The sequence below is a fragment of the Mesorhizobium sp. AD1-1 genome (genome assembly GCF_020164655.1).
In the GTDB taxonomy this organism is placed as follows: Bacteria; Pseudomonadota; Alphaproteobacteria; order Rhizobiales; family Rhizobiaceae; genus Mesorhizobium; species Mesorhizobium ciceri.
Window position 1 is genome coordinate 55,430 of sequence record NZ_JAIUGP010000012.1, and the last position, 13,064, is coordinate 68,493.

12 protein-coding genes are annotated in these 13,064 nt (G+C 62.8%); 1 reads left to right on the forward strand and 11 read right to left on the reverse strand.

Annotated features, from left to right (window positions below; genetic code table 11):
- Positions 1 to 14: 14 nt before the first annotated feature.
- The 10 genes from LB519_RS21535 to LB519_RS31350 form a co-directional block, all read right to left on the reverse strand.
- A complete protein-coding gene (locus LB519_RS21535) occupies positions 15 to 797 on the reverse strand; it encodes an ATP-binding cassette domain-containing protein (protein WP_024501560.1) in 783 nt (260 codons plus the stop codon).
- A complete protein-coding gene (locus LB519_RS21540) occupies positions 794 to 1,813 on the reverse strand; it encodes an ABC transporter permease (protein ID WP_224621132.1) in 1,020 nt (339 codons plus the stop codon). Before LB519_RS21540 ends, LB519_RS21535 begins: the two co-directional genes overlap by 4 nt.
- A gap of 42 nt (positions 1,814 to 1,855) precedes the next feature.
- The gene (locus LB519_RS21545) at positions 1,856 to 2,800 is read right to left on the reverse strand and encodes a substrate-binding domain-containing protein (protein WP_224621133.1); all 945 of its coding nucleotides are present in this window, start codon (positions 2,798 to 2,800) and stop codon (positions 1,856 to 1,858) included.
- Between the two features lie 64 nt (positions 2,801 to 2,864).
- Entirely contained in the window at positions 2,865 to 3,779 is a 915-nt protein-coding gene (locus LB519_RS21550) for a sugar phosphate isomerase/epimerase family protein (protein WP_013530826.1), read from the reverse strand.
- A gap of 55 nt (positions 3,780 to 3,834) precedes the next feature.
- Positions 3,835 to 4,920: a Gfo/Idh/MocA family protein gene (locus LB519_RS21555; protein ID WP_224621134.1), complete on the reverse strand. Its 1,086-nt coding sequence runs from the start codon at positions 4,918 to 4,920 to the stop codon at positions 3,835 to 3,837.
- Between the two features lie 35 nt (positions 4,921 to 4,955).
- Complete coding sequence (locus LB519_RS21560; RefSeq protein WP_013530824.1) at positions 4,956 to 6,017, reverse strand: ABC transporter ATP-binding protein; 1,062 nt, start codon at positions 6,015 to 6,017, stop codon at positions 4,956 to 4,958.
- Position 6,018: 1 nt separating this feature from the next.
- Positions 6,019 to 7,110, reverse strand: a complete 1,092-nt coding sequence (locus LB519_RS21565) for an ABC transporter ATP-binding protein (protein ID WP_224621135.1) — start codon at positions 7,108 to 7,110, stop codon at positions 6,019 to 6,021.
- Entirely contained in the window at positions 7,107 to 8,066 is a 960-nt protein-coding gene (locus LB519_RS21570; RefSeq protein WP_013530822.1) for a carbohydrate ABC transporter permease, read from the reverse strand. The genes LB519_RS21565 and LB519_RS21570 overlap by 4 nt, the downstream gene beginning before the upstream one ends.
- Positions 8,063 to 8,923 (reverse strand): carbohydrate ABC transporter permease, encoded by an 861-nt coding sequence (locus LB519_RS21575; RefSeq protein WP_024501565.1) that lies wholly within the window; start codon positions 8,921 to 8,923, stop codon positions 8,063 to 8,065. Before LB519_RS21575 ends, LB519_RS21570 begins: the two co-directional genes overlap by 4 nt.
- Positions 8,924 to 9,004: 81 nt before the next feature.
- Positions 9,005 to 9,757 carry a hypothetical protein gene (locus LB519_RS31350; protein WP_318011947.1) on the reverse strand — a complete coding sequence of 251 codons (753 nt, stop codon included), beginning with the start codon at positions 9,755 to 9,757 and terminating at the stop codon, positions 9,005 to 9,007.
- Between the two features lie 1,197 nt (positions 9,758 to 10,954).
- On the opposite strand from LB519_RS31350, the gene LB519_RS21585 reads away from it, so the two are divergent.
- Entirely contained in the window at positions 10,955 to 11,983 is a 1,029-nt protein-coding gene (locus LB519_RS21585) for a LacI family DNA-binding transcriptional regulator (protein WP_024501567.1), read from the forward strand.
- Between the two features lie 57 nt (positions 11,984 to 12,040).
- Here the strand turns inward: LB519_RS21585 and LB519_RS21590 are convergent, their stop codons facing one another.
- Entirely contained in the window at positions 12,041 to 13,060 is a 1,020-nt protein-coding gene (locus tag LB519_RS21590) for an aliphatic sulfonate ABC transporter substrate-binding protein (protein ID WP_224621136.1), read from the reverse strand.
- Positions 13,061 to 13,064 lie beyond the last annotated feature (4 nt).

Sequence of the window (13,064 nt, forward strand, 5' to 3'; positions counted from 1 at the left end):
GACGGCCAACTTCTTCACTTCGCTCTCGTCTCTTTCAGCAGGGCCGACATGTCGGCGCCGGTGATGATGCTTTCCACGGTCAGGAGATCGGTATCGGCAACCGTCTGCTCGGCGACGATCTCGCCGCGGCGCATGACGATGATGCGGTCGGCGACCTGGAACACGTGATGGATGTTGTGGGTGATCAAGAGCACGGAATGACCGGCGTCACGCACCTCCTTGACGAAGCGCAGCACGCCATGGGTTTCCTCGACACCGAGATTGTTGGTCGGTTCGTCGAGGATGATGACCTTGGCAGCGAACTGCATGGCGCGAGAAATCGCGATCGACTGCCGCTCGCCACCCGATAGCGTCGAGACCAGCGCATCGGCGTCGAGTTTTTTCGAGATGCCGACGCGCTTCAACAGCGCCGACGCCGCGTCTCGCAATTTGGCGAAATCGAGCGGCGCGAACACGCCCAGCCATTTCAGCTTGACCGGCTCGCGCCCAAGGAAAAGATTGCGCGCGATGCTGAGATCCGGCGCCAGAGACGTATCCTGGTGGATGGTCTCGATGCCGAGGTCCATCGCGTCGCGTGTCGAACGGATCGAAACCTTTTCACCGCGCACATAGATGTCGCCACGGTCGATCGGAAACACACCGGAAATCGCCTTGATCAGCGTCGATTTGCCGGCGCCGTTGTCGCCGAGCAGGGCCACCACCTCGCCTTCCTTGAGGGCAAAGGACGCATTCTTCAGCGCGCGGACGCTGCCGAAGGATTTTTGCAGATTCTGCAGCCGGAGAACTTCCATCGTCAGCCCCTTGCGGCGTTCTTCTGCAGCAAAGCGTGCAGGATGAGCATGGCGAGGATGATCAGGCCGACGAAGATATTGTAGGCGAGGCCCGGCACGCCGATCAGCACGATGCCGTTGCGGATCGCGCGCAGCATCAGCGCACCGACGATGGTGCCGAGGATCGTGCCGCGTCCGCCGGTCAGCGCCGTGCCGCCGACCACCACCATGGCGATCACTTCGAGTTCGTAGCCGGTGCCGGCCACAGGTGAAGCGGCCGAAATGCGGAAGGCGCTGATCATGCCGGCCAGCCCCGCCAGAACCGAAGTCAGGATGAACAGCCACACCTTGACGGCGTCCGCCGGCACGCCACGCGCCACCGCCGCGTTGCGGTTCGACCCGATGGCGCTGATCCAGTTGCCGAGCTTGGCATAGCGCAGCACATAGATTGCCAGCAGCGAGAGACCGATGAACCACCACAGCGAGGTGTAGAACCGGAACGAGCCGACATTGAAGCTGCCGGCCAGCAGCGTCACGAAAAAACCCGGCTGGTCCCAGGATTTCAGCGGAAAGCCCTGTGTGATGTAGAGCGCTGCCCCACGCACCACGAGCAGCATCGAAAGCGTGACCAGGAAGGACGAAATGCCGATCTTGGTGACGATCAGCCCGTTGATGGCGCCGATGGCGATGCACAGCAGAAGCCCGGCCAGAAGGGCGGCACCTATATCCACGCCGCCGTTCTGCACCAGGAGCATGACGACGACCGGGGCCAGCCCGAACACGGCGCCGACCGACAGGTCGAACTCGCCCGCCGTCAACAGCAGCGTCATGCCGAGCGCGATGATGCCGAGCTCGGGCAGGAACGCCATCATGTTGGAGATGTTGAGCGGCGACAGGAAATTGGCATCGGCAATGGCGAACACCGCGAGCAGGACAATGAGGATGACGAGCGAGGAGAATTGCGGCGAGCGCATAAGGCTCGATCTGCGTTTCCCGACAGGCATTTCGTCTTCTGCGGCGATCATCATGACTGCTTCAACCATGCTTTGAAGAGACGCCCGCAGCTTACGCCGCGGGCACCGTTTTCACTTCGTGTCGTAGAGTTTCAGGATCGGTTCGACGCTCGAGGCGTCGTAGAGGCTGAACGTATGGATGTCGTAGCCGATCGGCTCACCCGAAGCGGCGAGCCCGAGCAGCGCCACCGGCATGAAGCCCTGCGCAGACGGGAACTGCCAGGCGGCCGCGTTGACGAAACCGGATTTGACGGCTTCCGCGGTTTCCTTGGAATTGCCCCAGCCGACGACCGGGATCTTGCCGGCCGGCACGCCGGCGCCGTCGAACACCCGCTTGACGCTGGCCGCGACGGAATCGCCAAGCGCGATGATCGCCGGCGGATTGTTGGCGACCATGTAGTCGGTCATTTTGGCAATGATGCCGGCCGGGTCGGTGCCGCAATCGACCACATCATATTTGATCCCCAACGGATCGAAGACACTGGCGATGCCTTCGGTCTCCAGCTGCTGATAGCTGGCGCCGGGCACTTCCACCGGCAGGAACACCTTGTCGCCCTGCTTCACCATCTTGTGGTCGACAAGATACTTGGCCCAGGTGACCCCCGCCTCCTTGAGATCGGCGCCGACATAGGCTTGCCGTCCGGTCGCCGGATCGTCGGTGTTGAAGAACACGATCGGGATGCCGGCTGCCTTGGCCGCCTTCACCTCTTCCGTCCACAAGCCCGGCTGGGCCGAGGTGGTGGCGATGCCGTCGGGCTTGGCCGCAAGCGCGGAATTGAAGGCCTCCTTCTGCGCCGCCATGTCGCCGCCGCTGAATGAGATCTTGCAGGTCACCTTGAGCTGGTCGCAGGCTTTGGTCGCGCCGGCATTCCAGTCCAGCCAGAACGCATCCGACGGACCGCCATGCGACAGCAAGTAGAACGTCTTCTGGCCATCCTGCGCCATTGCCGGCGCGCTCAACGAGACGCCGGCGAGCAGCGTTGCGGCAGCCGCCAGTTTCAATGCGAATTTCAACATTTTTTCTCCTCCCTTACTTTGGAACCGAACCGCGCCGCCGCGAACCAGCGGCGCGAGAAGGCCGTCACAGACCGTTGGCGCGGAACTTCCCGTCGAGGAATTTCTTGGCGCGCGGCACGTCGTCTTCCGAGAGATGCTCGATGATCACCGGGATGTTCGGATGCTTTTCCGCCAGCCGCTGGAGATAGAGGTCGTAGTTCAGCGAACCGAGGCCCGGTGCCGGCAACTCGATCTCACCGACGCCACGGAATGTATGGCTCTCCAGCGCGTCCTCGTCGCCGATATCGGCGTGCTTCTCGGACTTGTCGCCGCCCGAACGCTTGACGTCCTTGGCGTGAGCTATTCTGATCTTGTCGGTCAGCGTGTCGAACACCTGGTTCAGGATCTGGTCCATCCTGTCGATGTTATGCGTCTCGAAATAATTGGTCGGGTCCATCAGCAGACCGAGGCCGGGGTGATCGACCTGCGCGAACATCTTGACCGTCTCCTCGACCGAGCCGACGACGTTGTTGACATAGGTTTCGAGCAGGAAGACCGCGCCGTGGTCATAGGCCGTCTGGGCAAGGTCGGCGACCACCTTGCGGCATTCCTCGAACCCTTCCTCGGTCTTGTTCTTGGGGTGATGCACCCAGTCGGATTCGGTGTTGTAGGTGCCGGTTTCCGAAATCACATACGGACTGCCGAAATGGCGGGCGTTGCGGATGATCTCTTTGAGGTAGCCGACGCGCTTGTCGCGCTCGGCCTTGTCCGGGTGGATGATATTTGTGTAGCCGGAAATGCAGCACACCGGCAGGTGATGATCGCGGAAGACGTCGCGTACCTTCTTGGCCTTATCCTTGGTGATCTGCCCCGCCGACAGGTCGACGTCCTTGAAGTGGAGGTCGAGTTGCACCGTGTTGAAATCGAGCCCGCGGATCTTCTTCGCCGTCTCTTCGAGTCCGTACGGGAAATAGCCCGTGAAAATACCTGCCTGCATCATGGTATGAATTCCTCCCTGTAAGCGATTCAGTTGTTTGGTGTTTCAGCTGCGGTGATCAGGTAGCGATTTCGGAAAGCTTGACCGTGCGGCCCTCGTCGATCGAGCGATAACCCGCCTCGACCAGCGCCATGGTCTTGACGTTGTCGGCGACCGACAGCGCCGGCGGCGTGCCGGTCTTCACCGCGTGCTGGAGCTGCTCCATCACACCGATAAAGGCATGCGGGAACCACATCGTGTCCCAGCTCGGGCTGACCCATTCGCCGCCGGTCGTCTCGGTCGAAGCGTAAGTCAGCGTCGAGGCAGCGCCCGTCGGCCAGCCGATGGTGCCCTTCGCGACCCCCTTGCTGCCGTCGACGCGCCAATTGATGTGCTGGTCGTCCTTGTAGCCATCCTGGCGCGGACCGGACCAGACATCCTCCAGCGACACAGCGAGCACACCGGACGGAAAGCGCAGCGTCGACACCGTGATGCCGTCCGAGTGGTCGAATGTCGTGCGCGGGTCTTTGCGTGTCAGCGTGGTGATCTCGTCGGGGTCGCCGAACAGGAAGCGCAGCACGTCGAGATGATGCACGCTCATATTGGCGAGCGTCAGCCGGTCATAGTCCTCGAGGAAGCTCTGCCAATGCGGGATGGCGTGCATGTCGATCTGCGCGAAGACGATGTCGCCCAGCGCGCCGCTGTCGATGATCTGCTTCAAGACGCGCATCGATTGGTCGTAGCGCATGTTCTGATTGACCGAGAGGATCTTGCCGGCCTTGGCCGCCTCATCGCGCAGCTTGACCGCTTCCTCGACTGACAGCGCCAGCGGCTTCTGCGCCAGGATCGCCTTGATATGCTTCTGCCTCAGCGCGTGACGGATCAGCGCCGGCTGCAGGTCGGGCGGGAAAGCAAGGTCGATGATCTCGACATTTTCGTCCTCGATCAGTTTTTCCGGTGTGTCGTGGACGGTCGGAATGCCCCAGCGCGTCGCCACCTTCTCGGCGCTGGCCCTGGTGCGCGAGGCGATTGCCACCACCGGGAACCCGGCTTCCTTGTAGGCGGCGAGATGGCACTCGGCCATGATCATGCCTGCGCCGACACAGCCGATCTTGTATTCCTTCGTGCGGACCTTCACGTCCGGCTCGAAGCCTTTGCTTGCCATCTCTTCCTCCCGAAAGTCTTTCCTTGCGGCGGCCGTCATCGTGCCAACGCCCCGCCGCTTTGTTCGAAATAATGCACTCTGGCCGGCTCGCAGGATATCGCCACCATGGCATCCGGCCGGATGTCGGGCTGGCCGCGCAGCAACGCCTTCAGCCGCGCCTGCCCGGCAGCGAGCGTCACCACGGTGTAGCCGCCAAGCGGCTCGACCTCGAACACTCGCGCCGGGCGGCCCGGGCCCCCATCCGCCCACGGTCTGACCTTGATGTCCTCCGGCCTCAGCCCGATCTCCACGGCGTCGGCGGGCGCTGTCTTGTCGTCGATGCGGATCGTGCCTTCAGCCGCTTCGACACCGCCATCGCCGCGCGCCGATCTGAGGATGTTCATCATCGGCGAGCCAAGCAGCCTTGCTACATAGGTGCTGGCCGGGCGGTCGTAAATTTCTGCCGGCGTACCGATCTGCCTGATCTTGCCGTCCTCCAGGATGGCGATGCGATCGGCGACCGACATCGCTTCTTCCTGGTCATGCGTGACGTAGATCAGCGTCTTGCCGAGTTCGCGCTGGATGCGCTTCAGCTCGACGCGCGTTTCTTCGCGCAGCCTGGCGTCGAGCGCCGAGATCGGATCGTCCATCAGATAGGCATTGGGATCGCGCACCAGAGCCCGGGCGATCGCCACGCGCTGCCGCTCCCCGCCCGAAAGCTGTCCCGGCGGCTTGTGCAGGATATGGCCGATATGCAGCTTCGCCGCGACGTCGGTGACCCGCCGCTTGATCTCGGCCTCGGCGACCCGGCGTTCGACCAGGGGAAAGCGGACATTTTCGAGCGCGCTCATATGCGGAAACAGCGCCAGGTTCTGGAACACCATCGCCACGTTGCGCTCGGCCGGCGACATCGCGTTGACCGGCCTGCCTCCGATCAGGATTTCCCCGGTGTCAGGTGTCTCCAACCCGAGCACCAGGCGCAGGATGGTCGACTTGCCCGACAGCGGCGGACCGAAGAAGCAGAAGAACTCATTGTCGTTGACGGTGAACGAGGCGTCGTCGACGGCGAGTGTATTGCCGTAGCGTTTGGTCACATTACGGAAGACGATATCGGCCATCTCAACCCGCCTTCATCGCAAGGCCGGTAGCGGCGTCGAAGACGCGCACTGACGACGTAGTGGGAGCGATGACAGCGGTGTCGCCGATAGCCAGCCCGACATCATTGTCGAACACCGCTTTCACAGCCGCCTCGCCCTGGCCGAGATGAACGATGGTGCGCGCACCGATCCGTTCGACAAAGGTCACCGGCATTGCGAGGCCCTGCCCATTCTGCACCAACGTCGCCTGTTCAGGCCGGAATCCGTAAAGCACCTCGCCGCGTGCACCACGCATGGCCGCTGCGAGTTCGCCCGGCAGCGGCGGCGTGACGCCCAACGGTCCGAGATCGACGACCAGTCCGCGGTCGCTCTCCGCCGGCCTGCCCTTGAGCAGATTCATGCCCGGCGCACCGATAAAGCGGGCGACGAAGACATTGGCTGGATCGTTGTAGACCTCGAGCGGCGTGCCGACCTGCTGCAAAACCCCATGATCCATGACCGCGATGCGGTCGGCCATGGTCATCGCCTCGAGCTGATCGTGGGTGACATACACCATGGTCTGGCGGAACTGCCGCTGCAACTGCTTCAGTTCGGTGCGCATGACGGCCCGGAAAGCGGCGTCGACATTGGAGAGCGGCTCGTCGAGCAGGAAGATCGCCGGCTCCATGATCGCCGAGCGGCCGATCGCCACCCGTTGCAATATATTGACCGACAGCCTGTCGGCCTTGCGGTCGAGCAGCGGCGAAAGCTGCAGCATCTCGGCGATGGCGCCGACGCGACGGTCGATCTCGGCTTTGGCGGCACCCCGCATCCTCGGCCCGTAAGCGAGGTTCTGGCGCACCGTCATATGCGTGAAGATGGCGTAGTTCTGGAAGACGAAGCCGACGCCACGCCGGCCCATCGGCACGCCGGCCATGTCGCGGTCGCCAAACAGGATCTTGCCGCCGGTCGGTTCTTCCATGCCGGCGATCATGTTCATCGTCGTCGACTTGCCGCAGCCCGACGGGCCGAGCAGCGCCATGAACTCGCCATCTGATATTGCCAGGTCCATGGTCTTCAGCGCGGTGAAGTCGCCGAATTTCTTGACCAGGTTTTGCAGGTGGATGGCGCTCATGCCGGAACCTCGCGTGCCCGCGCCATGCGCTTCATGGCAAACACCGCGACGATCGACAGCACGACCAAAATGGCCAGCGCGATCGCCGCCACATAGCCCCAGATCAGGTCCTGCGTGGTGAGCTTGTAGATGTAGACCGAGATGGTTTCGGTAGCGACGCCTGGACCGCCGCCGGTCATGATGTAGAGCGTGTCGAAGATCTTGAAGTTCTCGATCACCCGGATCGCCAACGCGATGATGATGATCGTCTTCATCTTCGGCAGCACGATGGTGACGAAGCGCTGCCACGGATTGGCGCCGAGCAGCGTCGCCGCCTTGATCTGGTCCTCCGGCACGCCGACCAGGCCGGCAAGCAGGATAAGGAACATCAGCGGCGTCCATTGCCAGATGTCGGCGACCATCACCGCAATCAGCGCCAGAGTCGGATCCGACAGCCAGGCGATGGTGACGGGAGATCCGGTGAGCGCCGACAAGATGTCGTTCACCGGGCCGCCCGACTGGAACAGCATGAAGAACATGTAGCCGGCCACGGCAGGCACCACCATCATCGGCATCAGCAGGATCGAATAGAAGACGCGCTTGCCCGGGAAATCGTCGGCAAACAGTGTCGCCAGCGCCAGCCCAAGCAGGAATTCCGCCGGCACGCAGACGATCATGACGATGGCCGTACGCTTCAGCGCGCTCCAGAAGCGCGCGTCGGCGGCGAGATCGGTGTAGTTGGCAAAGCTGTTCCACATCGACCAGGCGTTCCACCAGCCGGTGCCCGACAGGGGCGACCAGTCGGTGACGCTGATGTAGAGCTGCATCAACAGCGGGAAGGCCGAGATGAACAGCACCAGGATCTGCGCAGGCAATGTCAGCCGGAAACCCAGCCTTGCGCCCTCATCGCGCGAAACCGGCTTTGCTCCGACGGCTTTCACCTCATCCTTGGAAGTCATGACAGTCACCGCGCTCATTGCTTGAGCGCCCCGAACGTCAACCCGCGCACCAGATGGCGTTGGATGGCGATGCCCATGATGACCGGCGGCACGGCCGCGATCAGGCCAAGCGCCGCCTTGGCGCCATAGAGCTGCCCGGTCATCGAGGAGGATAGCGAGGCCATGTAGACCGGGATGGTCACCCATTCGCGCGTCGTCAGAAGCAGCGCGATCAGATAGTCCGACCAGTTGAGGATGAAGACGAAGAGCGCGGCACTGGCCAGCGGCGCGCGCATCATCGGCAGCGTGATGCGGGTGAAGACGCGCAACCGCGAACAGCCCTCGACAAGCGCTGCCTCCTCGATCTCGCGCGGCATGTCGTCGAAGAAGGTCTTCATCAGCCAGAAGGCGAACGGCAAGGTGACGATGCCGTAGATCAGCGCCAGGCCCCACCAGCTGTCGGTGAAGTTGAGGAAAGCCCACATGATCATCACCGGGATCATGACCGCCATCGGCGGAAAGATCCTGAGTTGGATCAGCGCCAGCGGCAGGTTCTGGCCGGAGCCGAAACGCGAGAGCCCATAAGCCGCGGCAGTGCCCGCCGACATGGCGATCACCGTGCCGAAAACCGCCGACAGCAGCGATGCGAGGATCGGCTTCAGCGCGGTACGGTCGAGCGCGACGATCAAATTGTTGGTCGACTCGCCGAAGACGAAACGAAAATTGCTGAGCGTCGGGTTCTTCGGCCACCAGGTCAGGTCGGCGCCGGTCGCCGACCATTCGGCGATCGGCTTGAACGCCATCGATACCATCCACAGGATCGGCACCAGCGTCACCGCCATGGCCGCGAAGATCGCGGCATAGCGGAATATCAGGAAAGGAACGGAACGCTTCATCTGGCGGCTTTGCTGGTGGCGTTGTGGGCGGAGGGGAAAAGCAGGCTCCTCCCCTCCTTCGATGTGATCCAGGGAGATGGATCAGACGATCGGGTCGAGAACTGTCGGCCAGGCCTCCTTGTTGGTCTTGATGGCTTCGAGCAGTTTGTCCTCGCCGGTGCGCCGCACGATCTTCTTCCACTCCGCCTCGGTATCGGCCATCGCCTGCTCCGATGTCTTGGCCTTGGTCAGCGCCGCCATGAGGTTCTCGTCGAGCGCATTGTGGAAGGCTGTCGCGCCGGGATAGTTGATGGTCGGCACGGTGCGCGCCACCGTCTCGCGCACGACGTCCATGTGGTAGGCATGATAGGTCTGGCGCACCAGCGGATCGGAGAAGTCCGAAAGCCGGAACGGGTCCAGATAACCGCCGGGATTGGCACTCATCCAGGCGTAGATACGGGCCGAGCCCAGCCATTGCAGCAGGAGATAGGCAACCTCCTGGTTCTTCGACTGCGACGAAACCATGCCGGTCAGCGAGAACCACAGCACGGAACGGCTGATCAGCTTGCCGTCGATCTCGCGGCCTGGCGGCAGCATCGAGCCGATCTTGCCGGTGACGGCCGAATCCTTGTTGCCGGCATTGTCGAGGAATTTCGGCAGGTTGGAGAAGGCGCAGGTCATCGCCGCACCACCCTTGGCGAAGTTGCCGTATTGCTCCGGCCAGCCCCAGGAGATCGCATCCGGCGAGTGATGCGCGAGCGAAGCGACATATTCGTTGGTGGCGGCGATGCCTTGCTCGGAATTGATCATCGGCTTGCCGTCATCGCCAAACAGGAATTGGTTGGGCGAAGCCATCGAGACGTAGCGCTGGTACCAGTTGGTGTAGCCCCAGCCCTGGTTGCGCAGGTCGGTCGAGCCGAACAGGCCCTTGTCCGGGCGCTGGAAGAAGGCGGCGATGTCGCCATGCTGCTTCCAGGTCTTCGGCGGCGCCAGATCCTAGCCGTATTTGTCCTTGAAGGCCTTCTTCTCGGCTTCGTCGCCGAACAAATCGGTGCGGTAGACCCAGGTCTGGAAGTCGCCGTCCAGCGACACGCCATAGTTGGAGCCGCGGTATTTGTTGAGCAGCGACACGCCCTTGGCGCCGTTGACATAGCCGCTGACGGGATCGTCCCATTCGGGCTTGTGCTGCGCGACAAAGTCATCGAGCTTGGCGATGCCGCCGGTTTCAGCGAGGTCGCCGAGGCGGTTCCATTCGGTCGAATAGATGTCGTAGGCCCCACCCTTGGTGGAGATGTCCTGCATCGTCTTGGTGAATTCCTGGCCGTTCGGCAAACCGACGATTTCGATCGCGATGCCGGTTTCCTTTTCCCACAGCTCCTTGATCGACGGCGCACCGGCCGGGAACGGCTGCGTGAGCTGGCCGATCGAGCCGTCGGACAGGCCGAGCACGATCTTGGCGGGCGCCTTGCCGGCGCCCTTCAGCGCCTTGGCCGCTTCGATGGCGCGGCCTTCCGGCGTGTCGGCGCCATACTGGTAGCGCTCGGCTCCATCGAAGCCCGTCGGGCCGCCGATCATGCCTGGCGCCAGCGCGTCGGCCGCATAGGCGCGGCCGGGACGAATGAATTGGGGTGCGATACCAGCGGCGGCCATGATCACAACCGCCTTTCCTCCGGATGCCAGCAGCCGGCGCCGCGAGATGCGGATCAAGTCAGACATTGAAACTCCTCCCTCAGGGCCACGTTTCCTCCACGGCCCTTATGAGGGATATTGACGGCAGCATGGCAAGGCTGTCAACATCATAAATAATCAAAACACCTCACAACATCGCAATAGGGCAAGGAAATGCACAAAAACGGGATCCATGCATCATGCCGGGTGCTTCAATTTGAGGGCACACGACTCTTCCCGCCCCTGCGCAGCCCTGCCGGACTATTTGATTTAGCGCAGCGGCTTGCGCATGGGCTAAGGGCGGATACATCATTTCCCATCAGAATCGCCGATGGCGGGGAAGCCGTCACCAGCCGATCTGACGCATGCAGGAGATGAAAGACGGTGCGTTCCACCCTGACTGACATAGCCCGGGAAGCCGGCGTCTCGGCCGCCACCGTCGACCGCGTGCTCAACAACCGACCCGGCGTGCGGGCGCGCACGCGCGAAATCGTGCTCGAAATGGCGCAGCGCCTCGGCTACATCGCCGAAGGCCCGAACGGCGCGCCGCCACGGCCCTCGCCTGGCGAGGTCATCCGGCTCGACTTCGCGCTGCCGGCCGGCACCAATTCCTTCATCAAGATGCTGCACCGGCACATCGAGGCACAGGCTCTGGCGCGGCCCGACCTCGATGTCCATATCGCCACCATCGAGGGCTTCAATCCTGACCGGCTCGCCCGCCTGCTGCAGGACCTGCGCGGACAGACGCAAGGCGTCGGCGTTATAGCGCTCGACCATCCGACGGTGCGCGAAGCGATCCGATCCCTGTCGGCCAACGATATCAAGGTGGTGACCATCGCCTCCGACATCCTGCATGTGCCCAGGGTCGCCTATATCGGCATCGACAACCGCGCCGCCGGGCGGCTGGCCGGCTATCTGCTCAACCGCTTCATGGGATCGGGGCATCCGGGCAAGGTGGCGCTGTTCGCCGGCTCGCTGTCCTATCGCGGCCACGAAGAACGCGAGATGGGGTTCCGCCACGTCCTGACCGAGGAATCACCCAACCTGCAGATCGTCGAGATGCGCGAAATGCTCGACGACCGCGAGAAGGCCTATTCGGAGGCATCGGCCCTGCTGGAGCGGCACCCCGACCTTGCCGCGATCTACAATGTCGGCGCCGGCAACACCGGCATCGCCCGCGCGCTCAAGGAGCACGGCCGCGCCCAGTCCATGGTCTTCCTCGGCCACGAGGTGACGGACGGCACCAAGGACCTTCTGCTCGACGGCACGCTCGACGCGGTCATCGACCAGAACCCGCGCGTCGAGGCCCGCGAAGCGCTCAACACTTTGACCCATGCGGTCCGGGGATTGCCCTATGAACTGCACCAGCCAAGGCTGCAGGTGATCTTCAAGGAGAACATCCCTGAGATTTGACGGACCAGACGAGCGGGGCAGCGCGGTAAAGCGCCCGCCCCGCTCGATGCTTCCAGTCTATTGGACGGCAGCGACTTCAGCCGCGGCGCCATCGACAAAGCTCTTGTCGACCCATTTGCCGTAGTCGATCGAGCCCTTCAGGAGCCCGGCGCTGGCCATGAATTTCTCCTCGCCCTGCAAGGCGGCGATCGCGTCGTCGGTGAGTTTCGGATCCTGGTGGAACACCCCGTCGGCATAGGTCTTGCGGACGGATTTTTCCGACGACTTGGTCGCCTCCACAAACGTTTTGATCGTCTCGTCCGGATGAGCGTCGGCCCAACGCGAAATCTCGATGTCGACCTTCAGCAGCCGCTTGACCAGATCGGGATATTTCGCCGCGAAGACGCCGTTGACCGAGATGACGTTCGGCACGTTCCATTCCGGATGGGTGCTGGTGTCGAACAGCACCCGCGCCTCGCCGGTGTCGACCAGCTTGGCCGCCGTCGAATCCGTCTCGACAATGGCGTCGATATCGCCGCGTAGCAGCGCCGGGCCGGATGCCTCGAAAGGCAGGTTCAGACCTTCGACGTCATTGGTGGTCAGGCCGACGCTGTTCAGTGCCTTGCTGAAGTTCGAATGCCGCACCGTTCCGGTGAGATAGGCGACCTTCTTGCCCCTGAGATCCTGCAGCGTCTTCAACGGCGAGTCGGTTTTGACGACGATGTAGGAACCGCCGGCCTTCACATAGCTCGACAGGCCGATCAGCTTGACGTCGGCGCCGGACGCAGCAACGCGCAGCGCCGGATTGTTGCCGGTATAGGTGAACTCGATGGCGCCGGTCGCCAATGCCGTCGTGGCTTCCGAGCCGCCGTTGAAGGTCACCAGTTCGACCTTGATGCCGTCCTTGGCGAATTCCTTGTCCCACCAGCCGTCCTTCTGGGCGAGGATGAATTTGAGGTGCCCCGGCGCCGTGCTGCCGATGCGGATGATGTCAGGCTTGTCCTGTGCGAAGGCAGGCATGCCGCCAAGGCCGATGACGACGGCAATGGCGCCCTTCAGCAGCAGCCGGCGAATTGCGTCGAATGGAATGTTGGGCATGGGA

Bases quoted from the DNA above. Each gene is read 5' to 3' on its own strand.
- LB519_RS31350 (WP_318011947.1), bottom strand. From the start codon at position 9,757: ATGGCTTCGCCCAACCAATTCCTGTTTGGCGATGACGGCAAGCCGATG.
- LB519_RS21545 (WP_224621133.1), bottom strand. From the start codon at position 2,800: ATGTTGAAATTCGCATTGAAACTGGCGGCTGCCGCAACGCTGCTCGCC.
- LB519_RS21550 (WP_013530826.1), bottom strand. From the start codon at position 3,779: ATGATGCAGGCAGGTATTTTCACGGGCTATTTCCCGTACGGACTCGAA.
- LB519_RS21575 (WP_024501565.1), bottom strand. From the start codon at position 8,923: ATGAAGCGTTCCGTTCCTTTCCTGATATTCCGCTATGCCGCGATCTTC.
- LB519_RS21560 (WP_013530824.1), bottom strand. From the start codon at position 6,017: ATGGCCGATATCGTCTTCCGTAATGTGACCAAACGCTACGGCAATACA.
- LB519_RS21540 (WP_224621132.1), bottom strand. From the start codon at position 1,813: ATGGTTGAAGCAGTCATGATGATCGCCGCAGAAGACGAAATGCCTGTC.
- LB519_RS21565 (WP_224621135.1), bottom strand. From the start codon at position 7,110: ATGAGCGCCATCCACCTGCAAAACCTGGTCAAGAAATTCGGCGACTTC.
- LB519_RS21555 (WP_224621134.1), bottom strand. From the start codon at position 4,920: ATGGCAAGCAAAGGCTTCGAGCCGGACGTGAAGGTCCGCACGAAGGAA.
- LB519_RS21590 (WP_224621136.1), bottom strand. From the start codon at position 13,060: ATGCCCAACATTCCATTCGACGCAATTCGCCGGCTGCTGCTGAAGGGC.
- LB519_RS21570 (WP_013530822.1), bottom strand. From the start codon at position 8,066: ATGAGCGCGGTGACTGTCATGACTTCCAAGGATGAGGTGAAAGCCGTC.